Genomic DNA, 26607 nt, shown 5'->3' on the forward strand with positions numbered 1-26607 from the left:
GATAAGTTAGAAAAGTGGGCATTTAGTAATGTAGAGGTTGTGGGCCTGGTAGATATAGCTGCGCACGGCACCTGCAGACTGTCTGGTTAGCTTTGGGGAGGGGTCCAACCATGTCGTTCAGCGAGAATCTGCCATTCCGGTTTTTTGCTACCAATGGCTATGGTGCAATATCGAAGTAGTGCTTTGGCTTCGTGGACTGTTGAGCTCTCTAGCGAAACAGGAGTAGATTTGGTCCTGCTAGTTGCATGTGCATGTTGCAGTACCCGAACAAGTGAGTCAATAGCATGATTTAGTGAAGCATCCTCTGATGCTGCCTTAATTTTTCCAAGCGCTGTCAGATGAGATGACATAGATTTCACTTCTTTTAGGGATTTCAATGTTTTCTCATACGAATTCATCTTTGTTCCTTTTGTAAGGTAGGTGTTTCCATTAATTAATGAAGGAAATTATAAATTGGCAAGGCTAGGGGGGTGAGTTAAGTCTGGCACCTAATGTTAGGAACGCGCCTTCGCAGGTGCTGCTTTATATGTGTTGGGTATCCTATCTTCTACAAAATTTGTCGATGATGAATTGGACGGATTTGGAAAATAACAATGCAAAGCTAGGAAAAATCATTGAGATGAAATGGCCTGTGACAGCATGTCTGTAGTCTTGACTTGTGCCTGGGATTATATGATTTGGCGGGTTTAAGTCGGCCATCTTCATTGCTGTGTCTGAAATTTCAGTGTTTTGCAAAATGCTACTTAGAGTTAGTAATCCCAGAGGGGCTACGTACCAAAGCATCCACTTAAATTCAAAACTATCTACATTGGATGCTTGCAATATGGTGCCTGCCACGGTGGCTATGGTAATGACGATAGATGCAGCAAATAGCAGCCAATTGGTTTGCCATAGAATTATTGTTTTATACAGCCCGTAGATAACTGCGGAGGCCATCAAAATAAGATATGTAGGTAGGTGCATAGTGTACCTATTGATTAAAAAAATATACCGACTGTGATTTTACTATCATTGTGAATTTTTTAAAACTTTCTTCACTTGCAAGAGTGTCTTGAAGATTTTTAATGGCAGTGTGACTTCTAGGCCTTAAGGTCAACAATCAAGAACACCACAGTGACCTCCCTGTAGTCAGCTTGGTAGGTAGCTAGATATCCGCTTGTCTCGTAATCGGGAGGTGCCAGACGCTCGCAGTAGAGGAGTGTGAGACCAGAAGGAACCTCCTTTTCGAGCATACTTCTGACATGGTCGAATAGAGGTTTGAGCTTCTTCACGTACGAGTAAGTAACGTGGAAATAGATATCGCAGACACCGTACGACAATAGCTTGTCAAAATGCTCCCTGAGCTTAGTTCGGTCAATACTGGTGCAGACTAACGCCTCATAGATGGAGATTTCCTGACCAGATACCCGAATAACGGCATCCCGCTTACCAGGATTGTCATTTAAAGTTGCTCCTCCGAGTGACTGGTCAGCCACATCCCACTTGACTACGGCGAGCCTTGCTCCCAGCACTTCTCGCACAGCAGTATTCAGGTCGTCCTCGAACCTTGCTTCATCCTGTGAGTTTTTCCGGTCTCGCAGCATCGACGCCATGTGTTGAAGCGCGGCAACGGCACGAGAGACTTCTCGCACGAGATAGCCTCGTAGTCCACCATCCGGGGGGCCGAGAAGGTTCCCAACCTGAGAAGGCTGAAGCATGGTCAACTGCTGCAAAGCTGACCGTATAGATGAAATCGTATCTAGGGTAGTCGATAGCGATGTAACACTTGCAGCAGTAATACCAGCTTCAAGGTCGTTCTTAAGCGTAATCAGTCGGTCGTCATCACCAAACTCAATAATGGCCGCATCTAATATTGCCATCGCCTCCGCTCGGCGCCCCATTTCAGCAGTTGCGAGTACTGCGATGAGTTCGAGGCTTGGGCTTGAAGTCTCCCTGCGACACGCAACCACACTCTCAAGTGCATCCTCTGGTCTTTTTAATGCCAGCAAGAGTAGTGCACGGTTCGCAAGCAAGCTGCTGCTAGCTTGTTGTTCGTTCACTGCAACCATAGCATTGACTTCTGCGAGTAGGCCCTCGCCGGTAATTTTGTTGGGGCCCGTCAACGGATGAATGTTTGGTCCTAGGAGCTGCTGAATGGCAACCGCAAAGACATTTTCTTTATATGCAGAGGCCGCACCTGGGGACGCTGCGAGATGTTCCAGCATGGCTCGTGCTTCTACTAGATTGCCGTTCGGACGAAGCAATTGGGAGGTCGCCCTGTAAAAGTTGAGTTGTTCTTGTGCTTGTCGTGTAGTGAACACATCGAGTGTCGACGGAACGACCGTGCTATCAAGTGCGACCCAGTTCTTTTCCTGCAGAAATAGCCTAAGCTTCAGGCCAAAAAAGCCAAGCCGGAACTCCTGTGGAGCACGCGCTAAGTGCTGCTTAATATTATCCAGGTGCTCACGGGCTAGCCCGTATTCTCCAGCAGCCAACAAGGACTCGATGCGGTGCTGTAACTCGGGCCAAGTCCAAGGTGTTGAAGCCTCCCCTGGCTTCAACTGCCGTAACCTCGCTTGAATGATGGGCTTCGCTGCGGCCGGTAAGTACTGGCTGAGTTCGGCAAGTAGTACCGGGTCGTCAGACTGAGCCAGCGACTGCAGCATGGCGTCCTGATGACATCCATCTAGTCGACGCCACGCAGCAGCAAGGTCTTGTGCTGGCGTACCGTCCTCACGCCCAAGAAGGCGGCTTGGGCCGTACCTGTCCGTGAGAGCGCCGATACGTCCTTTCTCCGCGTGCTCAACGGCGCTGCGCGAAATAAGTGTTTGCAATGCATCGCAAAGCTCCGTTGGTACGGCTTCGTCAGGCCAACCTGCCACGGCGCGTGCGAGCAACCGTACGTGTTCTCTTAAGGTTCGGGCAATGGAAAAGCTTAGAGTTGGTCTGTCATCGTCTGAAGTCTCTCGCAGCCACGTTGTACTATCGAATGGAACCAACAGCGCATCTCGGGCGGAGGAGTCCTGTGCGAATGCCGTGGCGACTAGGCGCGCAGCCAGTTCTGCTGACAAGTGAGGAGCGTCGGTCCAATCCAAGTTCAGGTCCCGCGCAAACTTTGAATACAAAGCGACAATTGTATGCGAGTACTTAACTGGCACGTCAAGGAGACAGTTCAGCCCGTTGAGCACTCCTGTAAAGCATGCCCGGGGTACGTTATTCTCATAGGCCATCTGGGATATGAGGTACTGCAGCACTACAGATTGAAATTCTTCCTTTTCTCTTGCGACCATCCCAAGAAGCTGATGCCCAGTGGGTTTCCTCGAATCTGCAACTACCATTCCACTACCAGAACTGCTCGCATAGCACCAAGTAATCAAAGATGCGTATTCCTCGAGGTCAAGTCTGCTTTCGTGTAAATGGTAAGCCAAGAGCGACAGCGCATCTTGAACTGCAAACGCTTTAGTCTGTGCTTCTCGGCTGGCATTGCGGTCGTTATTCCGTCCTAATCTCGAACGCCATTCAATGACCAACTTGGTAGCCAAGCATGCGGTACGCTGATGCATCAGCATATCTACCAACAGCGCTGGCACGATATCAACTCGGAACAATAGTTGTTGCAATGCCATCGGATAGTCGGCTGAAAACGATAGGACCGTTGTCATGGTAGGCGTGATGTTCGGCCCAATGTCGGTGTTCTCAAGCTCGGAACAGAGCAGGCCAAATGCAAAGCTGACCGTACTCAAGCTGAGGCGCCCCATCATAAGATGTTCGACCTCAGGCCATTTCAGCCAGTCGACCTGAGATACCAGTGTCCGAGGTGGCACCACCCTCTGCGTCCGGCAATACCGAAGCTGGTCCTGCGGAATCCCAAACGTCTTTTCAAGAACGTCTACGTAGCGCGCGGCATCATTGTCCCAGGCGCCCCAAATAGTTTGGCGCTCCAATACCCGTTGAGCTGCCTCACGGCAGTACCGCATCTCAGTGGCGTCCCAGTTAATATCCCATCCGCAAGCCCCGCCTAGAGCGGCACACCATGCGGACCACTCCAAGAAAGCTCTATCAACGGTCTTGGCATCAACTTCTGGCAATACCGAAGAACCACTAACCTCATTTTCGACAGGAATTGCTACCTGCAATACACTGTTGCTATTGCCCGTAATATTAAGTTGGGGCTTTGGACAGAGTCGTTCCCATAGCCGGCCTACAAGCCAATCCGGGTCTTTGGTAGGAATATGCCGCTCAAGCCAGTTCTCGCTCACTATTCGGACTGCAAGCGTTTTTGCATTAGGTGGTGGCGTATCAGTCTTTGCAACAAGTTGGACCTTGCCAAGGCTAGTTAGAAAGGTCTTTGTGCTCGGGGTTGGGTAGGTAATATGTGAAAATGTGCCAATAGGTGGGTGCTGCATACTCCAGCGACTGCCGTCAAAGAATAGCCAGCCCAAATGCACGAGTTCGTCAAACGTCGGGCCTCCCTCCGCAATGCGCTGCTCTGACTCATCCCAATTCTTAGCAATATCATCGTCACCGCCCGGATACTCCAATCGGTAGTATTGGCAAAGGTCGAGAAGAGTGAGCTCATCGACTATTTCGTTTTGCCCAAAGTTGGGACGCGAGTGCTGTGAGCGTGACAGCCAGCGCTCGAACATCTGCCTCAGCTCAATGCGCACTTGCAGCGGAGCCCACATTCCGTCGAGCGGGCGCACCATTTCGAATCCGACCACGACTTCCCCTATCTACTTTCTCAGCCAAACATATTACGTATGAAAGCGCTGTATCTCAGGAAATGGCACCACCCGCTGCTCCATCTCCGAACATCTCGAAGGCGCTGTGCATGCCATTTGGCATGGATGACAGGATGGACGAATAGACCTTGCTCCTCAGGCCACTCTTGAACCGTTGAACGTATTGTTTCGTAAACGCTATCGGGGATAGCCAATTGGCGGAACCGTAGTCCGGGCTAACCTATGGCTAGGTCAGCCCGGACTACGGTTCCTTATTGCCCCAACAGCTTTCTTAATCCGGTTGTAAAACCAGGGTCAAACACAGTTCGGCCTTTAGTGTTGATAACCTCGCCGAGGTCCGTTTCTTGCCAGCCTTGCTCTGTTAGAAAATCAGCAGATACGGCTTTAATGAGCGCTTGGCGCTCTGAGTCTGTTAGCCCCTTGGCGTAGTTAGGCTTTGTGCGACTGTTGTCAGTCTCCATGGGTCTTCTGTCTACCACAATGGTGGTTGCTGATTTCAGAGTATTGAGTTGTGCTTTCAGTTTATTTCGCTCTGCAATGACACCTTGTACTAACATTCGGATGGCAGGGTCCTCAATGCGAGTAACGTAGTCTTCTGTAGCCAGCTGTTGTTTTGGCTTGGGAGTGGCTGGTCCTGCATAAGCTGACCAGGCTTCAATCAGTGCACGATAATCAGCAAGTGGTGCGTTGTATAGCCCACGAGCTTTCAATAGACGGTGTTCTTCGCATTGCTTCCCTATCGCAGATACAGAGAAGTCATGGTTGCCGGCTTCATAGTTAGTACGGCAAATCTCGTGAATAGCTTGGAGATTTCTCACCTTTTGCGGGCGAGGATTTTTCTCAAGAAACTGGCGCAGAATAGTATCCGGGTGCTCAGATTTTGTCATTTTCAGATATGCTCAAAATGATGGTTTTAGTTGGTGAAGTCAGCGGAGAAAAAGACAAAATCTCAGATGGCTCGATGCCAAGGTGCACGCTTAGCTTTTCACCAGCATCGATAGCAGAGATTACTGCACGCTTTCCGAGGTGCAGATTTCCAGGGTTGGCAACCTGTGCTAGCTTAGCCATGAATGCATTACCAACTTGCAGTTGCTGCTCCTCTGAAAGACGCATAAATACAGGAGGTAGCCCCTCGTTATAAAGGGCCGAGTCTAATAATTGGCTGCGACGAATTACCGCTTTGCTCGAGTCTAAATCTGGGTAGAGTTCGAGATACTCGCAAACGCCAGCGAGCTGCAACAGCTCCGATTCAGTTTCTTCGAATACTACCTGTATGTCCGCGGCAGAGCCTTGCAGAATAAGCTGCATCCCATCGTCTGGCCCCTTGGCCAGCACGGTTTTACAACGTTCTATGAGCCGCCAGCAAGAGACAAGGTCTTCGGCTAAGTCACTGAAGTGCTTCATCGCAGACTCCCAGAGACGTTCAGCTTGGCGCAATTCTTTGAGCTGAAGGAAAGGAGATGTATCAGTATCGTCTTCTATTTTTGCTTTCAATCGTTTCAAGTCCTGCAGCTTTTGTTCCGAATCCATCGCTCTGTTACGAGCCTCGTCGAAATGGTATGCCAATGTATTGAAATGGGCAGTTAGTGCGGGAAGGTAATGGGGTTCTGTGACGAACCATCGACACCTCGTACAGTTTCGACTGCCGCCAGGTACAGGGCCGTGGATTGTTCTGCCGGGAGTGCCGATGTCAGGGCCTCCGTTATAGCAGCCACCAATTTTACGGTTGTCTTCCAGCTCGCTGGTATTTCCTCCTACCAGACACAGTCCATGATGCATCAGCATCCAGCCTGCTGCATTTCTAGCGGATGTGTGCATCGGGACGGTGGCAGTCAAGCTATTGGTACTGTTGCAAATTGCTAGCTCGATGAGTTTTTCGTGCTCAGTATTGAGCAAGAATTCTTGGATACTGCGTTCCTTGACTGCTTCTAAGCGCTTCGCAGCCTCTGAGAGCACGGCTTCAATCTTTTCGTGACCTGGTTTGGTGTAGTAGAGCGTCATCACAAGACGGCTATGCCCAACGAGCTTTTGCAGGATGGGAAATGGAACTTCACCTTCCAGGGCCAGCGCAGTCACCAATGAAACACGAAGGCTATGTAAGGGGAATTCTGGTACCAATCTGCCAAGTTCATCACGTTCCACCAGTCGAATACGACTTCCATCTGCATGAGTTTCATTACGCGCAGCCAGCCGTGCATCTAATTCCTCGAGCAGATTCTCCCATGCAGAACTTATAACCCCATCGGATATCGGGAGCCGACGGTCATCCCCATCTAGTTCAGCCATCCGAAACAGAAAACACGCGTCAGGGTAGCTTGCTAACTGTGAAGCGCTCTTGGCGTTGATATGCCTCCCATCCAATTCTGACCACGCTGTTCTCTGTGTAATCGGATTATATTTTTCTTGCCAATTTCGTAATTTCTCAAGCCAGTAAAAGACGTTTTCGATATCATCCTTTGCTACAAACCATGGAATTATATAGCCCTTATTTGGCCCTGATTTGGCTTGGTCTGCTGTTTTGTTTGTATTGATGTACAACAGGATAGATTCTAGGTTGTTTCCGTTAGAATTAATGCTTCTATGTAGAACTCCCTGCTGCCAAAGCTTGCCTTGATTGGCTACTGCCAAGGGATGGTGATTTTCTGACCAGATACCATTACTACATATCCAAGTATCTGACTCGCCAGAGTCCAGCATACGAACCTGTAGGGTACGAAGTGGCAAGAGCAATTTGATAAGAACAGCGGTCCATCGGACAGGGCTCCAGATTTGGTAGACTGTTTTACCTTCTTTGTTCTTGCGTATGCGCCATACGCAGTCAGGGTCATTCTGGTCTATAGTACTTTGCGGAACTTCGAACCAATCCCTTCCCGGTGCACCCTTTTCGCCAGGTGCCACACCAAGTGCTGTTTGAGCAAATTTCCAATCTTTGAAGGAGGGTCCTTCAGCCAAAATATGTCGTAATTCATGTACAAAACCGTAAGGTAAGGGCGCTCTAACGCTTTCGTCTGGTGTGGGACTTCCAGTTTTAGATAAGAACTTCACTGGGTTTCTGAATGCAGGTGAAATTACCTTTTCGCCATCGTCAGTGGTATCGCTGAAGTCCCTAACCAGTACCCACTGTAAGAATGAAAATATTTGATTGTTGTAGCCAATGCTAGAATTTGAGCTGATGCCTACTGTTGTAACAAAATCGGGAAATGTGGCTCCTCTCGCAAGTAAAGTGGCAGGAGTTTTAGGTACATCCGGATGAGCTAGGTAGCGTTTGAAAAAAGCAGTGATAGCAGAGATACGTTGGTTAAGGCCAGCTCCAGCACTCGATAGCCACTCTGCAGCCAATGCACGCCACTCAACGAATTCTGGGAGGTCTCGTTTTACCCATTCTAGAGTTAGGTCATGACTTTTCTGTAATCTTCGGGTGGGCGCTTCGGGTGTCGGTTGGTTGTGCAGCCACGGCCGGGAGTAATCATTCCATGCCGATAGTAAACTTCGAAATTCTTGGAATTCGGAGTTAACCAAGGAGGACCGACTCATGATGCCTTGCGCTTCACATAGTTGGCTGATGGTCTTGATTGACCAATCAAGAGTGCCTGTTGCATGGTGACGGTTGCACATTTCGTGAAATGCGCGCAGTGTTTTTTTTCTATTAGACTTAAATTCATTTTTGGCTAAAATCGCCATCAGTAGAGCATCTGGATGTGAGTCAGGTAGCGTAGTTTTATCACCCAGCCATTGGTGGTCAGAATATTGTTGCCATGCACCAATTAGGTCTCGATAGCGTACTGCGGTTTTATTCTCTAGAGTTCTGCCATTCATTAGACCCTTTTCCGTTACCAGTCGGCCGATAACCGGGAGCGAGAAGTCCCGCTCGTTAGACTCAAATCGCAATTTACATAAAGTATGAATGGCTTCCAATTTAACACGCATATCTACAGCAGGCTTACTAGCTAGTAGTGCTGCAAGAACTGCATCTGGATGTCGTACCTTAATCACCTGCTACCTCCAGTCCAAGAAGTTGAGTCATAGATATCACCGGAGGTGTATTTACGATATGTGCAAGTTTGTCTGCAGCACTTTCAAGGGCGAGCTGGATTTCTGTTGACGAGGGCTGTGTGTACACTTCCTGGCTTTCCATCGAAGAATGGTGCATGAAGCGACGAATCATAGTTTTATCCACCCCGGCCTTGGCTAGCCGACGACCATATGCGTGGCGGTGGCCATGAGGTGTTGTTCCGAGGTGTTTGGCAACTTTCAAGCCAATGCGCCTACAGGCTAAGGCATGAGCCTTCCGATACTGAGCGATGGTGCACATTCCACCGAGCGGTTCGCGCGTGAGGTTGACGAGTGCAAACGGATGGGTGCGGGCAACGCTAGCAACTTGATGTAGATATTTTTGCCAGACCGCAAGAAATAGCTCGCCATATTCCGGCTCAAACCAGTGAGCTTGCTTGTAATATTTACCATCGTGTAGCCCGCCTTTCCAGCCGGCTTGGCGCGTATCCAGCATTGCATCGCGCGGTGTCAGGCCAAATTTCTCAGCCAGGTAAGTGGCACGATTACCGCGCCGAGAGCGTCCTAATGCATCTCGCCAACTGTCAGGTGCAAACCCCTCTGATGGATGGTGAATACGAACTAGAGCTGTCTTCGGATTACGTGGGTCTGGAATAACGTCTTCGATGAACAGATGGAAAGGCTCCGACTCCCGAAAACCTGCAGCATGGAGCAGGAGCGTAATCAAAATTGCGCGATAGTCAATCCGATTGCCAACCTTGAAGCCTTTTGTAACAAGGTCCCAGAATCGGTCATCAGGGAATGCGGGTGGCTCCGCTCGGGACACCAATGGGGCGTGGCGTGAGGGAACCTTACGAGCTTGTGGAATACTGTCATTGTTTGACCACAGATGGCCTAGAAGGGCGTTGTCTCTTCTATATTGCTGAGCAAGTCTACGCCAATACATGTCATAAATATTTGCCTTCACTTTCGGATTTAAAGCAGTGGCTGTCAGGTTATTCTCTACCATCCAATCAAAGAATAATGTCAGGTCTGAGATGATATTGCGCGCATCTGCATTTGAACGGGGGCTCCAGCAGAGGCCACTCCCGTCTAGGCCTGTTATCCGGTCGAATGTACCGCTGTACAGGCGTTGAGCAAAATTGTTGAATAGCAGCGGTGTATCGTGTTGCTGAGGGTTGGCCTGTAGGTATTCCAGGAACATCTGGACGGACCGTACGACCTTGCTCATCCAGGCAATGCTCCGTGCATGCTGTCGAGCAAGGATGTAGTCGAGCAATGGGGTCAAGATTCCTACGGGAGTTAGCAAGCCCGGGACCTCAACATATGCTCCCGTTTCGTCAGTGATGACTTTAACTTTAGTTGATACGAACATGGCATTAGAAATCCCAACCGGCTAGAAGCCCGTTGGGATGAGGGTAGTCAATTATAGAAACACTTGGCACATACTTGGCGATAGCGATTGTTCCCGCCAATCAGTACCTGCACCCCTTCTCGTATCCTCACACCGGTTTCTGTCGTGCGAATGTTCATAGTAGCGCGCTTACCGCATGCACACACCGTTCGAATTTCCTCGAGGTCATCGGCAAGTGTCAGAAGTGCAGCTGAACCTGGAAAGGGATTTCCCTGAAAGTCTGAGCGAATGCCGAAGCACATCACTGGTATCCCCCGGGTATGAACCCACTGGTGTAACTGACGAACTTGCTCAAAAGTGAGGAATTGAGCTTCATCAATCAGAACGCACGCAACAGTTACATCCTTGAGTAATTCATTGAAGTTGGTGTCTGGGGTGTATGCCACTGCTTCCCGGCGCAATCCGATTCGAGATGCTATTACTCCAAAACCATCCCGCCCATCCAAAGCAGACGTCAGCAGAAAAACATCATTCCCGTTCTCGTTGTAATTGTGTGCAACTTGGAGAAGATATGTGCTCTTACCGGCGTTCATCGCCGAGTACCTATAGAACATACGGGCCATGGCATTCCTTTAACTCAAAACTGTCGCACTTGAGCGAATAGTTCAAGTGTCATTGTTTGTAAGATTAGGGTATGGCAATGAATTTTACAATGCATTGCTTCAGCTCGTGTGCCAGAGGCTAGCGCTTACAATCTGTGCCTGAACGGCAATACTCCATAGAACTATGTATCTTCAATAGGGATGAATAATGGCGGCATAGCGGAAAAACAATTTGGCCATACGTGTTCTGTCTTGTTGTCTGGTGTGGTTCAGCGCCCGCGCATGAACAGATTGTCCAGGTCTTTCATGCTCAGCCGCGACCAGGTGGGGCGGCCATGATTGCACTGGTTGGAGCGTTCGGTGTTTTCCATATCGCGCAGCAGCGCGTTCATTTCGGTCAGCGTCAACTGGCGGTTGGCGCGTACTGCGCCGTGGCAGGCCATGGTGGCCAGCAGCTCATTGCGGCGCTCGGTCAGCACCTGGCTGAGGCCGAACTCGCGCACATCCTTCAGTACGGCGCGGGCCAGATCCACCGGGTTGCCGTCCTGCAGCCACACTGGTACGCCGCGCACCGCAATCTGGGTGGGGGATAGGGGTGCCAGCTCCACCCCCAGTTGTTTCATCTGCTCGCCATGCTCGTGCACGGTGGCCACTTCCATGCGGTCGGCGGCAAACGATACCGGCAGCAGCAAGGGCTGCATCGGGATGGTGTCGGCTTCCAGTGCGGTTTTCAGCCGTTCGTAGACAATGCGTTCGTGGGCGGCGTGCATGTCCACCACAATCAGCCCGTCCTCGCATTGGCTGAGGATATACACGCCGTGCAACTGGGCCAGCGCAAAGCCCAGTGGCGGAATGCCCTCGCTGGCTTGCGGCAGTGCCTGCAACTGCGTTGGTGACAGCATGGCGGGCAAGCCCGGCTGCTGCTGCGGGGTGCTGTCGGCAAGACGGCTTTCTTCTTCGCGCAGGCCGGAAAACATCTTGTCGTAAGTGCCGATGGCTTCACGGGCGACATGCAAGGGGATGCTTTGTTGCTGATAGCTGAAGGGCCGCGCCGGGGTGTGGCTGCTGCCAGTAGATACCGGTGCCGGGTTGCGCGGCGGAAACAGGGCGGCTTGCGGCTCGGTGCTACTGGCGCTGGTGTTGATGTCGCCCTGCGCCGGTACCGGGCTGCTGCTGCCCGCTGTGGTGGCTGCCAGTGCCTTGTTGATGCTGTGAAACAGAAACTGGTGAATGGCCTGGCTTTCGCGAAAGCGCACCTCGATCTTGGTGGGGTGGACATTGACGTCCACCCCGGCCGGGTCCATCGACAGGAATAGCGCATACACCGGGTGGCGGTCGTGATGCAGTACATCGCGGTAAGCCTGACGCAGCGCGTGCTGGGCGGTTTTATCACGCACAAAGCGGCCATTCACATAAAAATACTGTGCGTCGCGGCTGGCCTTGGAATAGGTGGGCGAGCCGACAAAGCCACTCAGCGTCATGCTGCCTGCGGCGGTTTCCACCGTGATGGCTTCGGCAATGAAATCCTTGCCCAGCAGCACTGCCGCCCGTGCCTGCATGTCCTGCGCAGGCAAGCGCCAGATTACCTTGCCATTGTGGCGCAGCATGAATTCCACCTGCGGATGCGCCAGCGCAATGCGCTCGAACGTGGCCTCGCAGTGGGCGTATTCGGTGTTTTCACTTTTTAGGAATTTGCGCCGCGCCGGGGTGTTGAAGTACAGGTCCACCACTTCCACGCTGGTGCCGGGGGCGTGCGCTGCGGGCTCTACCGGGTGCAGTGCGCCGTCGATGGCGATGATCTGGTAGGCGTGCTCGGCAGCGTGCGGGCGACTGGTGAGGGTGAGGCGCGACACGGAGGCGACGCTGGCCAGCCCTTCACCGCGAAAGCCCAGCGTGCCTACCTGTTCCAGCTCATCCAGCGAGGCAATCTTGCTGGTGGCGTGGCGGTCCAGTGCCAGCGGCAAGTCATCCGCCGCAATGCCGCCGCCGTTATCAGTGACGCGGATTAGCTTGATGCCACCCTGGGCCAAGTCGACGGTGATCTTGCTGGCACCGGCATCCAGGCTGTTTTCCAGCATTTCCTTCAGCGCAGAAGCCGGGCGTTCCACCACCTCGCCAGCGGCAATCTGGTTGATCAGGTGATCTGGGAGCTTGTGAATGCGTTTCATAGGCCAAGGATGATAATGCCGGACGGGCAGGAAGGGTAGGGCAATGCTCCCGCCGCTGCAGGCGGGAGCGGGTAGGGCTTACTGGCGCTGTGCCGCGCGCTTGTGCCGCCAGAATTCAATAATGGCGGGCAGGAAGGACACAATGATGATGCCGAAGATCAGCAGTTCCAGGTTTTTGCGTACGAAAGGCAGGTTGCCAAAGAAGTAACCGGCGTAGCAGAAACCGGCCACCCACAATACCGCCCCGGCGACGTTGTACACGGTGAACTGGCGATAGCCCATGCTGCCAATGCCCGCCACGAAGGGCGCAAAGGTACGGATGATGGGCACAAAGCGGGTGAAGATGATGGTTTTGCCGCCGTGACGGTCGTAAAAGGCGTGGGTTTTGGCCAGGTATTCCGGTTTGATCAACCGTGGAAAACGTTGTAACAGCCGTGCGCCCAGCAGTTTGCCGATGGTGTAGTTGGTGGTATTGCCCAGGATGCCGGCCACGGTTAGCAGCAGCACCAGCATGTGTATATCCATCTTGCCCATGGCGGCGAGTGCGCCGGCAACGAACAGCAGCGAGTCGCCCGGCAGGAAGGGCGTGACCACCAGGCCGGTTTCGCAAAAAATGATCAGGAATAGGATGGCATAAATCCATACCCCGTACTGGGCCACCAATTGGGCAAGGTGGACATCGATATGCAGGATGAAGTCGAGCAGAAAAGTGATGGCTTCCATGGGGGTCCGTATTGATCTGGGTGGGATGAAAAACTGGCCGGACAAGCCGGCCAGTCGTGACAGCAAGTGCAGGGTCAGGCTCAGACCACTGCTTCTTCTTTCGGTTTGGTCGGCTTGATCATGTGCTCGCGGCTGACACCCAGCCACAGTGCGATCGGGCTGGCCACCAGCACCGAGGAGTAAATGCCGAAGATGATGCCGATGGTCAGCGCCATGGCAAAACCGTGCAGCGCCGGGCCGCCGAAAACCAGCATCGACACGACCATCATCTCAGTAGAAAAGTGGGTGATGATGGTACGGCTCATGGTGGCGGTAATGGCGTTGTCGATGATGCTGGCCGTGGTTTTGCCACGCAGGCCGGGTTTGCGGAAGTTTTCCCGGATACGGTCAAACACCACCACCGATTCGTTCACCGAGTAACCCAGTACCGCCAGCACACCGGCCAGTACGGTCAGCGAGAATTCCCAGCGGAAGAAGGCAAAGCAGCCAAGAATAATCACCACGTCGTGCATGTTGGCGATGATGGCCGACACGGCAAAGCGCCATTCAAAGCGCAGCGCCAGGTAGGCCATGATGCCCAGACACACCAGAATGGCGGCAGTCAGGCCGTGGGTCACCAGCTCCTCACCCACGCTGGGGCCGACAAAGTCCACCTTGCGCAGCTGCACGGTGCTGTCCTTGGCCTTGAGCAGGCTCATCACCTTGTCCGATAGCTGGGCGGAGGTGGTGCCCGGCTTGTTGGGCAGGCGGATCATCACATCACTGCTGCTGCCCAGGCTTTGCACCGTGGCTTCGCCCAGCTTCAGGCTGTCGACCGAATCGCGGATCAAATTAAGGTCGGCCGACTGCTGGTACTGCACTTCCAGTACCGTGCCGCCAGTGAATTCGACACTGTAGTTAAGACCGCGTGTGGCCAGGAAGAACACGGCAAGAATGAAGGTGACCAGCGAGATTGCCGTGGTCAGCTTGCCGTAGCTCATGAACGGGATGTCCCGTTTGATGCGGAAAAGCTCCATTGTCTGTCCTGTCCTTATTTCTCAGGTTTCCACACCTGGCCAATGGCCAGCGAGGTCAGTTTGCGACGGCGGCCGTACCACAGGTTCACCAGACCGCGCGAAACCAGCACGGCGGAGAACATGGAGGTCAGAATACCGATGCAGTGCACCACGGCAAAACCGCGCACCGGGCCGGTGCCGAAAATCAGCAAGGCCAGACCGGCAATCAGGGTGGTGACGTTGGAGTCCAGAATCGTTGCCCAGGCGTGACCGTAACCGGCCTGGATGGCCGAGTGCGGCGGTACGCCATTGCGCAGCTCTTCACGGATACGCTCGTTGATCAGCACGTTGGCATCAATCGCCATACCCAGCGCCAGCGCGATGGCGGCAATGCCGGGCAGGGTGAGCGTGGCCTGCAGGATAGACAGGATGGCCAGCAGCAGGAACACGTTGACCGCCAGCGAGATGGCCGAGAACACGCCAAACACGCCGTAGTAGATCACCATGAACACTGCGATGGCAGCAAAGCCCCACAGGGTGGAGTGGAAGCCCTTATCAATGTTTTCCTTGCCCAGGCTCGGGCCAACGGTGCGCTCTTCGATGATGTTCATCGGTGCGGCCAGCGAACCGGCACGCAGCAAGAGGGCGGTGTCATTGGCTTCAGCCGGGTTCATGCTGCCGGAGATCTGCACGCGGCCACCACCGATTTCCGAACGGATCACCGGGGCAGTCACCACTTCGGCACGGCCTTTTTCTACCAGAATCATCGCCATGCGCTTGCCGATGTTTTCGGCAGTCACCTGACGGAAAATGGAAGCGCCGGTGGAATCCAGATTGATGTGTACCGCCGGGGCGCCGTTTTCATCAAAGCCCGCTTGCGCGTCGTTGATGTTGTCGCCGGTCAGTTCCACGTCCTTCTTCACCAGGATCTTGCTGTCGCCATGCGAGGTGGCTTCATCCAGCAGGTCGTAACCCGCCGGAATGTTGCCAGCCAGTGCATCATTGACCTTGCCCTGGTCGTCTTCCACCATGCGTACTTCCAGTGTGGCGGTACGGCCGATGATGTCCTTGGCGCGGGCGGTATCCTGAATACCCGGCAGCTCAACCACGATGCGGTTGGGGCCAGCCTGCTGGATGATGGGTTCAGAAGTACCCAGCTCGTTTACCCGGTTGTGCAGGGTGGAGATGTTCTGCTTGACGGCATCGCCCTGAATCTTGATGACCTCTTCAGGCTTCAGCGTGGCAGTCAGCTTGTAAGCGGCATCGTCACTGTTCAGTACCAGGGTGGGCAGGGTGCGGCTGACCACTGCCTGCGCAGCCTTCAGGGTGTCGGCGTCACGCAGCTGCACTTCCAGCACATTGCCATTGCGCTTGATGGTGCCGTAGCGCACTTGCTTGTTCTTCAGCTCGCGGCGGATGTCGCCAGCGTAGCGTTCCATGGTTTTATCGATGGCCGCCTGCATGTCCACCTGCAGCAGGAAATGCACGCCACCGCGCAAGTCCAGACCCAGGAACATGGGGTAGGCCTTCAGGTCGGCCAGCCACTGCGGGGATGCTGGCAGCAGGTTAAGCGCGATGATGTAGCTGTCACCCAGGGCGTGCTGGATGGCATCGCGCGCCTTGATCTGGGTGTCGGCATCCTTGAAGCGGATCTTCAGGCTGCTGCCGTCCAGGTAAAGACCGTCCGGGCTGATGTTCTGGGCTTTCAGAGCCTCTTCCACGCGGCCCATCAGGGCGGTGTCCACCGGAATGGACTGGCGGGTGCTGGAGACCTGTACCGCGGGAGTCTCGCCGTAAAAGTTGGGTAGCGTGTAGATCGTGGCAATGATCAGGGCTACCGCAATGACGAGGTATTTCCAGAGAGGATAGCGGTTCATGAGTGATATCGGAGCTAGGAAACGAAACTGGCCGTCATCCGGAGGTTCCGGGCTGACGGCCATGCTGGGGAATTACAGGGACTTCAGCGTGCCCTTTTCCACCTTGCCGGTAACGGCCGGGCGCTGCACATTGATTTCCACGCCATTGGCGATTTCCAGGGTCAGAAACTGCTCACCGGACTTTACTACGCGGCCCAGTATGCCGCCCTGGGTAATAACTTCGTCACCCTTCTGGATTTCTGACAGCATCTTCTGGTGTTCTTTCATTTTCTTCTGCTGCGGACGAACCATCAGAAACCAGAACAGTACGAAAATGACGATCATGGGCAGAAAAGACATGATGTCAAAACCACCCGGTGCAGCACCAGCGGCGAAAGCTTTATCGATGAAGGGCATTGTTTGCTCCCTTTGTTATTTAAGTGTTGTTAATACAAACGGGCCATTGTAGCCACGCTGCGTTTCTTTTCCAACCGTTGGGTATGCCCGCAGGCTCTGACTCGCCGCCAAAGCAGGCGGTTCCCGCACTTATGCCACGCCGCGTGCGCGCTTGGCGGCAAACTCCAGGCGGAAGTCGGCAAAGCGGTCTTCCTCGATTGCCTTGCGCATTTCGCGCATCAGTTCCTGGTAGTAGTACAGGTTATGAATGGTGTTCAGGCGTGCGCCCAGGATTTCGCCCACGCGGTGCAGGTGGTGCAGATAGGCGCGGCTGAAGTTGCGGCAGGCATAGCAGCCACATTCTTCGTCCAGCGGTTTTTTGTCATCCTTGTAGCGCGCGTTCTTGATCTTCACGTCGCCGTACTGGGTAAAGATCCAGCCATTACGGGCATTACGGGTGGGCATGACGCAGTCGAACATGTCGATACCGTTGGCCACGCCGTGCACCAGGTCTTCCGGTGTGCCCACGCCCATCAGGTAGTGCGGCTTGTCAGCCGGCAGCATGCCGTTCAGCTCGTTCAGCATGCGGTACATTTCCGGCTTTGGCTCGCCCACCGACAGGCCTCCGATGGCGTAGCCATCAAAGCCCACCTGCATCAAGCCCTCCAGCGATTCCTGGCGCAAGTCGGTATACAGATTGCCTTGCACGATGCCAAACAGAGCATTGGGATTTTTCAGGTCGTCAAAGGCACGGCGCGAGCGCTCCGCCCAGCGCAGGCTCATCTGCAGTGATTTTTGCGCAGTAGCATGATCCACCTGGCCCGGCGTGCATTCGTCCAGCTGCATCACGATGTCTGAATTGAGCACGGTCTGGATTTTCATCGAGATTTCCGGGCTCAAGAACAGCTTGTTGCCGTTGATCGGGCTTTGGAAGGTGCAGCCTTCCTCGGTCAGCTTGCGCATGTCGGCCAGGCTGAACACCTGAAAGCCGCCCGAGTCAGTCAGAATGGGTTTGTCCCAGCCGATGAATTCGTGCAGGCCGCCAAACTGCTCGATCACCTCCAGGCCTGGGCGCAGCCACAGGTGAAAGGTGTTGCCCAGAATGATCTGGGCGCCGATGTCATTCAGCTCTACCGGACTCATGGCCTTGACTGAGCCATAGGTGCCTACCGGCTGAAAAACCGGGGTTTCCACGGTGCCGTGGTTGAGTTCCAGCGTCCCGCGACGCGCGCCGCCGGATGTTTTGTGTACGGTAAACTTCAGCATGGGGTGTATTTGTTATGCAAAATCAGCGCGCTAGTATACAGCAAGCAGTGGGAGGGCGTGCTGTTGCTACGGTGACAGGGAAAAACCGTTTACTGCGCCGTATTTGATGGCGTCGGCTTGCATTGGGGATGACGATGCGCAGTGGCGCCGCATTTTGCCGATTGTCTTTGCCCGGGCTTGCTTTTTCGTCGTCGGGCATTTAGTATTGCCAACTCGACGACAGGCACGTAGCTCAGCTGGTTAGAGCACCACCTTGACATGGTGGGGGTCGTTGGTTCGAGTCCAATCGTGCCTACCAAATACACAGCATGGAGTTATCCCAGATGAAACACTGGCGAACTACCACAACCCGACATTCTCACGTTAGCTGAGCCTTGCGGGTTGTACCATGCAAAAAAGAGCGGCTCAGGCCGCTCTTTTTTTTTTACTCTTCGCAACGATATTACGCCCTGTTTGGAGTTGACATGCCTGACATTCGCCTGCCTGACGGCTCGGTTCGATCCTTCGACAAACCGGTAACGGTTCATGAAGTGGCTGCGTCCATCGGTACCGGTCTGGCGCGCGCTGCGCTGGCAGGCCGCGTTGATGGCGTGCTGGTGGATACCTCGTACAGCATCGACCGCAATGCCGACCTGGCCATCGTGACCGACAAGGATGCTGATGGCCTTGGCATCATTCGCCACTCCACCGCTCACTTGCTGGCTTATGCCGTGAAAGAGTTGTTCCCGGAGGCGCAGGTCACCATCGGGCCGGAAATCGAAAACGGTTTCTATTACGACTTTGCCTACAAGCGCCCGTTTACCCCGGAAGACCTGACGGCCATCGAAAAGAAGATGAGCGAACTGGCCAAGAAGGACATTCCGGTCGAGCGCTACGAGTTGTCGCGTGATGAGGCGGTGGCTTACTTCAAGAGCATTGGCGAGGCTTACAAGGCCGAGATCATCGAGTCCATTCCTGCGGATCAGGTGCTGAGCCTGTATCGCGAGGGTGAATTCACCGACCTGTGTCGTGGCCCGCACGTGCCGTCCACCGGCAAGCTCAAGGTGTTCAAGCTGATGAAGGTGGCCGGTGCTTACTGGCGCGGCGACAGCAAGAACGAAATGCTGCAGCGTATCTACGGTACGGCCTGGGCCAAGAAAGAAGACCTGGAAGCCTACCTCTATATGCTGGAAGAGGCGGAAAAGCGCGACCACCGCAAGCTGGGTGTGCAGCTGGACCTGTTCCACCTGCAGGACGAAGCACCGGGCATGGTGTTCTGGCACCCTAAGGGCTGGCAGCTGTGGCAGAACGTCGAGCAATACATGCGCGGCAAGCTGGTGAAAGAGGGCTATCAGGAAGTTCGTACGCCGATGATGATGGATGTGGAATTGTGGAAGAAGTCAGGTCACTGGCAAAACTACAAGGAAAACATGTTCATCACCGAGTCGGAAAAGCGCGACTACGCTGTCAAGCCGATGAACTGCCCGGGTCATATCCAGATTTTCAACAGCGGCCTGCGTTCCTACCGTGACCTGCCGCTGCGTTATGCCGAGTTTGGCTCCTGTCACCGTAACGAGCCGGGTGGTGCGCTGCACGGCATCATGCGCGTACGCGGTTTTGTACAGGATGATGGCCATATCTTCTGCACTGAAGATCAGATCAACCAGGAAGCCAAGGACTTTCATCGTCTGGTGATGGAAGTGTACGAGCGCTTTGGTTTTGACAAGGTGTCGATCAAGCTGGCGCTGCGTCCGGAAAAACGTCTGGGTGCTGAAGAAACCTGGGACAAGGCCGAGCAAGGCATGCGTGAAGCGCTGCAAGCCTGCGGTGTTGCCTGGGAGGAGTTGCCGGGCGAGGGCGCGTTCTATGGCCCCAAGATTGAATATCACGTTAAGGATGCGCTGGGTCGCTCCTGGCAGTGTGGTACTTTGCAGCTGGACTTCATGCTGCCGGAAAGTCTGGATGCCGAATATGTGGCTGATGACAACAGCCGCAAGCGCCCGGTCATGCTGCACCGCGCAGCACTCGGTTCGCTGGAACGCTTCCTGGGTATTCTGATTGAAAACCACGCCGGTGCTTTCCCCTTGTGGCTGGCTCCGGTACAGATGGTGGTGATGAATATCACCGAAGCGCAGGCGGATTATGCTGCACAAATCGCGGAAACATTGAAGAAACAAGGCTTCCGCGTTGATCTTGACTTGAGAAACGAGAAGATCGGCTATAAAATCCGCGAGCACAGTCTGCAAAAGCTGCCGTACCAGATCATCGTGGGCGACAAGGAAAAAGCAGGCGAACTGGTTGCCGTGCGCGCCCGTGGTGAAGACCTGGGTCAGCTCACGCTGGATGCATTCATTGCCCGCCTCAAGGCTGAGATGCCCGAGGCCTGATCCGGCAACGGCAGGCATTTGATAGATTAATAGGAGATTTGGCTATAGCTCAGGAACGCGAAGCACGGATTAACGGCGAGATTACCGCTCGCGAGATTCGTCTGGTAGGTATGGAAGGTGAGCAGATTGGCGTTGTCAGTCTGCGTGAGGCAATGGCACTGGCCGAGGAAAATGATGTGGATCTGGTGGAAATTTCCCCGACCGCTCAGCCCCCGGTCTGCAAGCTGATGGACTACGGCAAGTTCAAGTACGAACAGTCGAAGAAGCGTCACGAAGCCAAGCAGAAGCAGAAACAGGTCCAGATCAAGGAAATCAAGTTCCGTCCGGGCACTGATGATGGCGACTACAACGTCAAGCTGCGTAACCTGATCCGTTTCCTCAATGAAGGCGACAAAGCCAAAATCACCCTGCGTTTCCGTGGTCGTGAAATGGCTCACCAGGACATCGGTCTGGCACTGCTCAAGCGTGTTGAGGCTGATTTGGCTGAAATTGCGACAGTGGAGCAGTTTCCCAAGCTGGAAGGTCGTCAAATGGTGATGATGATTGCCCCGAAAAAGAAATAATCGGGTATAATCGTTTCCTCGATACGGCAGGGTCTACCCTGCCGTGTTGATTTTGTGGGGCGGTAACGCCCTGCGTAAAAGCGTGACGCAGTGGTTTCAAGTACCTTCGGGTCACCCTGTGTCTAATCTAACTCAGAAATTCTGCAGGAGTTTTCCATGCCGAAAATGAAGACCAAGTCGAGCGCGAAAAAGCGTCTCAACGTGCTGGGCAATGGCGGTGTAAAACGCTCTTATGCGTTCAAGCGTCACATCCTGACCAAGAAAACCACCAAGAACAAGCGCCAGTTGCGCGGTACCACGCTGGTACACGCTACCAACATGGCTTCTGTTCGCGCCATGCTGCCCTACGCATAAGGAGACTGAATAATGCCACGCGTTAAACGCGGTGTAACCGCACGTGCTCGTCACAAGAAAATCCTTGCCCTGGCGAAAGGCTATCGCGGCCGTCGCAAGAACGTCTATCGCATCGCCAAACAGGCGGTGATGAAGGCGGGTCAATATGCCTACCGCGACCGTCGTCAGAAAAAGCGTCAGTTCCGTCAGCTGTGGATTGCCCGTATCAACGCCGCTGCGCGTGAAAACGGCCTGCCGTACAGCAAATTCATGAACGGTCTGAAGAAGGCTGCTATCGAAATCGACCGTAAGGTCCTGGCCGACCTGGCCGTGTTCGACAAGCCGGTTTTCGCTCAGCTCGTTGAAAAGGCGAAAGCTAGCCTCGCTTGATAGCAAGACTGTAAAAGGGGAGGCTAATGCCTCCCTTTTTTTTCATTTGCCTGTGGTAAAGATGTTGCAAGAGCGTTGACCAGACTGCCATGAGTGTGGTCAGCCTTTTTGTTCCGGTCTGTCGGTTGATGCAAGGTACCTCTGATGTCGTGTAGTGGGTGCCACATCGCTAGCCGAAAGGCCGGAAAGACGCATACGGTGTGAGACCCAATGACTAACGTTGACGCGATTCTCCAAGCCGGTCTGGCTGCCGTCGAGGCAGTGTCCGACCTCATCGAACTGGAGCAGGTCAAGGCGCGCTATCTCGGCAAGAGCGGCGAGCTGACCGAACTCCTCAAACAATTGGGCAAGCTTCCTCCCGAGGAGCGCAAGGCCGCCGGTGCCACCATCAATGTGGCCAAGCAGGCTTTCGAAACCGCCCACAATGCCCGCCGCGACCTGATCAATGCCCAGAAGCTGGAAGCTCAGCTGGCGGCCGAGTCGCTGGATGTGACCCTGCCGGGCCGTGGCTTGTCCACCGGTGGCCTGCACCCGGTGGCACTGACGCTGGAGCGTATTGCCACCCTGTTCCGCTCCATGGGTTTCCAGGTGGCCGATGGCCCGGAAATCGAAACCGACTTCCACAATTTCCAGGCACTGAACATTCCGGAAAACCACCCGGCCCGCGCCATGGCCGATACCTTCTATGTAGAAGGTGGTGATGTGCTGCGTACCCATACCAGCCCGATCCAGGTGCGCTACATGCTCAATAACGAGCCGCCGATCAAGATTGTGGCTCCGGGGCGTGTATACCGTGTGGACTCTGATGCCACCCATTCGCCGATGTTCCACCAGATGGAAGGCCTGTGGGTGGAAGAGGGCGTGTCCTTTGCCGACCTCAAGGCCGTGGTGACCGACTTCCTGCGTCGCTTCTTCGAGCGTGACGACCTGCAAGTGCGCTTCCGTCCGTCCTTCTTCCCCTTCACCGAGCCGTCCGCCGAAATCGACGTGCTGGGCGAACGTGGCTGGCTGGAAGTGGGTGGCTGCGGCATGGTGCACCCCAATGTGCTGCGCAATGTGAATATCGATCCGGAAAAGTACAGCGGCTTTGCCTTCGGCATCGGTCTGGACCGTTTCGCCATGCTGCGTTATGGCGTGAATGACCTGCGACTGTTCTTTGAGAACGATCTCAACTTCCTCAAACAGTTCAATTAATCGCAGGCAGGGATAAACAATGCAATTCTCCGAACAATGGCTGAGAAACTGGGTTAATCCTTCCCTTTCCAGCGAGGAACTGTCCTACCTGCTGACCATGGCCGGTCTGGAAGTGGAAGAAACCACCGCCGCCGCACCGGCGTTTAGCGGTGTGGTGATTGGCGAAGTCAAGGAATGCGTCAAGCACGAAAACGCTGACCGCCTGCGTGTGACCAAGGTAGACGTTGGTACTGGCGAACTGGTGCAGATCGTGTGTGGCGCACCGAATGTGGCCGTCGGTGTGCGCGTGCCGGTTGCACTGCCGGGTGCGGTATTGCCGGGTGATTTCAAGATCAAGCCCACCAAGATGCGCGGCGTGGAGTCCGGCGGCATGCTGTGTTCCGGCAAGGAGCTGGGCGTACCGGAAGATGTGGACGGCCTGATGTTGCTGCCGGCTGATGCGCCGGTGGGCCAGAACATCCGCGACTATCTGGGTCTGGACGATCAGCTGTTTACGCTGAAAATCACTCCTAACCGTGCTGACTGTCTGTCCATCAAGGGCATTGCCCGCGAAGTCGCTGCGCTGACTGGCGCTGCACTGCAGCCGCAAGCCATCACCGCTATCGCGCCGCAAATCGACGACGTGGTGCCGGTGGCTATTACTGCGCCGCAAGCCTGTGGTCGCTATATTGGCCGCGTCATCCGCAGTGTGAATGCAGCCGCACCGACCCCGGACTGGATGAAGCGCCGTCTGGAGCGCTCCGGCCTGCGTTCCATTTCTGCCATCGTTGATGTCACCAATTATGTGCTGCTGGAACAAGGTCAGCCGATGCACGCCTTCGATCTGGCCAAGCTGAACGGTGGTATCACCGTGCGCATGGCCAAGGCTGGCGATCAGCTGCTGTGCCTGAACGAGAAAACCGTCACCCTGGCCGAAGACAATCTGGTGATTGCCGATGACGCCAAGGTGTTGGCCATTGCCGGCATCATGGGTGGTGAAGAAAGCGGTGTCACCAGCACCAGCGCCGACATCATGCTGGAAAGTGCCTTCTTTGCTCCGGCAGCCATTGCCGGTAAAGCCCGCGCCTGGGGCTTCGGTTCCGACTCTTCCTTCCGCTACGAACGTGGCGTGGATTTCGAACTGCAACGTGCCGCCATGGAGCGCGCCACCGAGCTGGTGCTGTCCATCTGTGGTGGCGAGGCCGGTCCGCTGAATGAGCAGCTTGGTGAGCTGCCAACCCGCAATGGCGTAAAAGTTCGCACCGCGCGTGTGGCCCGCCTGCTGGGTATTACCCTGTCGGCCGAGCAGATTTCCACCATTCTTGCGCGTCTGGGCCTGGCTTTCGATACGCTGGAAGATGGCTTCCTGGTGCATGCACCGTCCTTCCGCTACGACATCGAGATCGAAGAAGACCTGATCGAGGAAGTGGCCCGCGTACACGGTTACGATGCCATCCCCTACGAAGCACCGGCTGCCCGCCTGCGCATGCTGGCGCTGCCGGAAGAGCGTCGCCCACGTGAAGACATCCGCCATTTCCTGGCAGGTCGTGATTATCAGGAAGTGGTCAGCTACGCCTTTGTCGAAGAAGCCTGGGAGCGCGACTTCGCCGGTAATACCGACCCGGTACGCCTGATCAACCCGATTGCCTCGCAAATGAGCGTGATGCGCTCGTCGCTGATTGGCGGCCTGGTCAATGTGCTGCAAGGCAACCTCAACCGCAAACAGCCACGCGTGCGCGTATTCGAAGTAGCCCGCGTGTTTGGCAAGAATGCTGCGGGCAAGGCCGACGAAACCACCCAGCCGGAAAAAGTGGCTGGTTTGGCATGGGGCCCGCGCGTTGCCGAGCAATGGGGTGCCAAGGCGGAACGCATCGATTTTTACGATGTAAAAGCCGATGTGGAAGCCCTGCTGCTGCCAGCGCAAGCCAGCTTTATCAAAGCCAGCCATCCGGCTTTCCATCCTGGCCGTTGCGCCGAGATCAGCATGAACGGCAAGATGATTGGCGTAATGGGTGAGCTGCATCCCAAGTGGGCGCAGCAATATGGCCTGCCGACGCCGCCGGTGCTGTTTGAACTGGATTTGGCTGCTGTCGAACAACGTGCCGCCGTCAAGGCTCAACCGGTCAGCAAGCTGCAGCCGGTACGTCGCGATCTGGCGCTGGTGGTTGACGAGCAGGTAACGGTTGCTGCTATGCTGGACACTTTCCGTCAGAACGCATCCGCGCTGGTGAAGGAAGTGGCCTTGTTTGATGTCTATCGTGGCAAGGGTGTGGAAGAGGGCAAGAAGAGCCTGGCTTTCCGTGTGGTGTTGCAGGATGATGCCCGTACCCTGACTGACGAAGATGTCGAGCCAGCCATCCAGAAGCTGCTGGATGCCGTTGCTGCCAGCCACGCGGCCCAGCTGCGACTGTAAGCCAATATTGCCGGAAGGCGTGGCATAATGTCCGCCTTCCATCTGTATATTCAAGAAGTTAAGGGGTAGTCATGACTTTGACCAAGGCTGAGTTGGCCGACCTGTTGTTTGACCAGGTAGGTCTGAACAAGCGTGAAGCCAAGGACATGGTAGAAACGTTTTTCGAGGAAATCCGTATTGCACTGGAAGCGGGCGATTCGGTAAAACTGTCCGGATTTGGCAATTTCCAGCTGCGTGACAAGCCGCAACGTCCGGGCCGTAATCCCAAGACCGGGGAAGAAATTCCCATCACGGCACGCCGCGTGGTGACCTTCCACGCCAGTCAGAAACTCAAAGGAATGGTTGAGCAATACCATGCTAACAAGCAAGGCTGATTTGCCGGCAATCCCGTCCAAGCGCTACTTCACCATCAGCGAAGTCAGCGAGCTGACCGGAGTTAAGCCGCATGTGCTGCGCTACTGGGAGCAGGAATTCTCCCAGCTGCGTCTAGTCAAGCGCCGTGGCAACCGTCGCTATTACCAGCACCACGAAGTGCTGCTGGTACGCCGCATTCGTGGCTTGTTGTACGACGATGGTTTCACCATTCAAGGCGCGCGCCAGCGGCTGGGTGCCGGCGGTGAAATGGAACGCCCGATTACCGCCCAGGAAGTGCGGACCGAGCTGGAAGCAATTTTGAACTGGCTTGATTCAGGTATTGGCAAATAGTAAATAAACGGTTACAATGCGTTTCTCTTGAGTCGGGGTGTAGCGCAGCCTGGTAGCGCACCTGCATGGGGTGCAGGGGGTCGGAAGTTCGAATCTTCTCACCCCGACCACAAGAACACTAGCGGTATAAATCATTTAAGCCATCCACACACGGATGGCTTTTTTGTTTTCTAGCGTGCGATATTAAAAGAACTTCTAATATAAATTCAGCACGAGTTTGTAGCGTCGCGACCTTATTTGCACATTTTCGCGCAGTTATTTGCCACTGTAACTTTGCGGCAGTTTTGGCACTCGTTTGCACTTTTATTGTCACCGCTAATTTGCAGGGTTTTTGTCACTATTTGCGCTTCTTTTGTCACCGGGTCGCAAAAATCTAACGCTTCCTTACTGCTACCTTTTCCTGTGATGGAGGAGGGTGGTCAAGTCCTAGTTCTCCGTGCTCTACCACTACCCGAAAATGAAAACACCCTGCGTGAAGGCAGGGTGTCGAGTCAGTAGTTCGGCCAGAGCTGTCATTCCCCCCATCTAAGCAATGGCTGCTTCTGTATCAGAAAGCAGCCATTCTGGAGTCG

At 54.4% G+C, this 26607-nt stretch carries 20 protein-coding genes and 2 tRNA genes; 10 read left to right on the forward strand and 12 right to left on the reverse strand.

Features of this window, described 5'->3' with window-relative positions:
- Positions 1 to 86: 86 nt before the first annotated feature.
- From ACODR9_RS11065 to tgt, 12 genes are all read right to left on the reverse strand, one after another.
- The gene (locus tag ACODR9_RS11065; RefSeq protein WP_488809319.1) at positions 87 to 398 is read right to left on the reverse strand and encodes a hypothetical protein; all 312 of its coding nucleotides are present in this window, start codon (positions 396 to 398) and stop codon (positions 87 to 89) included.
- Positions 399 to 1079: 681 nt separating this feature from the next.
- Positions 1080 to 4700 carry a hypothetical protein gene (locus ACODR9_RS11070; protein ID WP_488809321.1) on the reverse strand — a complete coding sequence of 1207 codons (3621 nt, stop codon included), beginning with the start codon at positions 4698 to 4700 and terminating at the stop codon, positions 1080 to 1082.
- Between the two features lie 272 nt (positions 4701 to 4972).
- Complete coding sequence (gmtX, locus tag ACODR9_RS11075; protein WP_488809322.1) at positions 4973 to 5608, reverse strand: gamma-mobile-trio protein GmtX; 636 nt, start codon at positions 5606 to 5608, stop codon at positions 4973 to 4975.
- Positions 5595 to 8714 (reverse strand): gamma-mobile-trio integrase GmtZ, encoded by a 3120-nt coding sequence (gmtZ, locus tag ACODR9_RS11080; protein WP_488809324.1) that lies wholly within the window; start codon positions 8712 to 8714, stop codon positions 5595 to 5597. The genes gmtX and gmtZ overlap by 14 nt, the downstream gene beginning before the upstream one ends.
- Positions 8707 to 10107 (reverse strand): gamma-mobile-trio recombinase GmtY, encoded by a 1401-nt coding sequence (gene gmtY, locus ACODR9_RS11085; protein WP_488809325.1) that lies wholly within the window; start codon positions 10105 to 10107, stop codon positions 8707 to 8709. Before gmtY ends, gmtZ begins: the two co-directional genes overlap by 8 nt.
- 47 nt (positions 10108 to 10154) lie before the next feature.
- Positions 10155 to 10709 (reverse strand): thymidine kinase, encoded by a 555-nt coding sequence (locus ACODR9_RS11090; RefSeq protein WP_488809326.1) that lies wholly within the window; start codon positions 10707 to 10709, stop codon positions 10155 to 10157.
- Between the two features lie 248 nt (positions 10710 to 10957).
- The gene (mutL, locus tag ACODR9_RS11095) at positions 10958 to 12856 is read right to left on the reverse strand and encodes a DNA mismatch repair endonuclease MutL (protein ID WP_488809327.1); all 1899 of its coding nucleotides are present in this window, start codon (positions 12854 to 12856) and stop codon (positions 10958 to 10960) included.
- Positions 12857 to 12934: 78 nt separating this feature from the next.
- Positions 12935 to 13579 (reverse strand): DedA family protein, encoded by a 645-nt coding sequence (locus ACODR9_RS11100; RefSeq protein WP_488809328.1) that lies wholly within the window; start codon positions 13577 to 13579, stop codon positions 12935 to 12937.
- Positions 13580 to 13659: 80 nt separating this feature from the next.
- Positions 13660 to 14595, reverse strand: coding sequence for a protein translocase subunit SecF (gene secF / locus ACODR9_RS11105; RefSeq protein ID WP_488809329.1), 936 nt, complete (start codon positions 14593 to 14595; stop codon positions 13660 to 13662).
- A 14-nt stretch (positions 14596 to 14609) separates the two neighbouring features.
- Positions 14610 to 16451 (reverse strand): protein translocase subunit SecD, encoded by a 1842-nt coding sequence (gene secD, locus ACODR9_RS11110; protein ID WP_488809330.1) that lies wholly within the window; start codon positions 16449 to 16451, stop codon positions 14610 to 14612.
- A gap of 72 nt (positions 16452 to 16523) precedes the next feature.
- Positions 16524 to 16847 carry a preprotein translocase subunit YajC gene (yajC, locus tag ACODR9_RS11115; RefSeq protein ID WP_488809331.1) on the reverse strand — a complete coding sequence of 108 codons (324 nt, stop codon included), beginning with the start codon at positions 16845 to 16847 and terminating at the stop codon, positions 16524 to 16526.
- A 129-nt stretch (positions 16848 to 16976) separates the two neighbouring features.
- Entirely contained in the window at positions 16977 to 18092 is a 1116-nt protein-coding gene (gene tgt, locus ACODR9_RS11120) for a tRNA guanosine(34) transglycosylase Tgt (RefSeq protein ID WP_488809332.1), read from the reverse strand.
- A 221-nt stretch (positions 18093 to 18313) separates the two neighbouring features.
- On the opposite strand from tgt, the gene ACODR9_RS11125 reads away from it, so the two are divergent.
- The 10 genes from ACODR9_RS11125 (at position 18314) to ACODR9_RS11170 (ending at position 26145) form a co-directional block, all read left to right on the forward strand.
- Positions 18314 to 18390 (forward strand) — tRNA-Val (locus ACODR9_RS11125).
- Between the two features lie 166 nt (positions 18391 to 18556).
- A complete protein-coding gene (gene thrS, locus ACODR9_RS11130; protein ID WP_488809334.1) occupies positions 18557 to 20458 on the forward strand; it encodes a threonine--tRNA ligase in 1902 nt (633 codons plus the stop codon).
- A 38-nt stretch (positions 20459 to 20496) separates the two neighbouring features.
- Complete coding sequence (gene infC / locus ACODR9_RS11135) at positions 20497 to 21021, forward strand: translation initiation factor IF-3 (RefSeq protein WP_488809335.1); 525 nt, start codon at positions 20497 to 20499, stop codon at positions 21019 to 21021.
- Positions 21022 to 21177: 156 nt separating this feature from the next.
- Positions 21178 to 21375, forward strand: a complete 198-nt coding sequence (gene rpmI, locus ACODR9_RS11140) for a 50S ribosomal protein L35 (protein ID WP_159875682.1) — start codon at positions 21178 to 21180, stop codon at positions 21373 to 21375.
- Positions 21376 to 21387: 12 nt separating this feature from the next.
- The gene (gene rplT, locus ACODR9_RS11145) at positions 21388 to 21744 is read left to right on the forward strand and encodes a 50S ribosomal protein L20 (RefSeq protein WP_103525121.1); all 357 of its coding nucleotides are present in this window, start codon (positions 21388 to 21390) and stop codon (positions 21742 to 21744) included.
- 210 nt (positions 21745 to 21954) lie between these two features.
- Complete coding sequence (gene pheS, locus ACODR9_RS11150; protein ID WP_045845171.1) at positions 21955 to 22938, forward strand: phenylalanine--tRNA ligase subunit alpha; 984 nt, start codon at positions 21955 to 21957, stop codon at positions 22936 to 22938.
- Positions 22939 to 22957: 19 nt separating this feature from the next.
- Entirely contained in the window at positions 22958 to 25330 is a 2373-nt protein-coding gene (gene pheT / locus ACODR9_RS11155) for a phenylalanine--tRNA ligase subunit beta (RefSeq protein WP_488809337.1), read from the forward strand.
- 71 nt (positions 25331 to 25401) lie between these two features.
- The gene (locus tag ACODR9_RS11160) at positions 25402 to 25704 is read left to right on the forward strand and encodes an integration host factor subunit alpha (protein WP_045845169.1); all 303 of its coding nucleotides are present in this window, start codon (positions 25402 to 25404) and stop codon (positions 25702 to 25704) included.
- Positions 25685 to 26035, forward strand: a complete 351-nt coding sequence (locus ACODR9_RS11165) for a MerR family transcriptional regulator (protein ID WP_488809338.1) — start codon at positions 25685 to 25687, stop codon at positions 26033 to 26035. The genes ACODR9_RS11160 and ACODR9_RS11165 overlap by 20 nt, the downstream gene beginning before the upstream one ends.
- Before the next feature lie 33 nt (positions 26036 to 26068).
- A tRNA-Pro gene (locus ACODR9_RS11170) sits at positions 26069 to 26145 on the forward strand.
- The last annotated feature ends 462 nt before the right edge of the window (positions 26146 to 26607 follow it).

It is taken from the genome of Aquitalea sp. FG25, assembly GCF_057809375.1.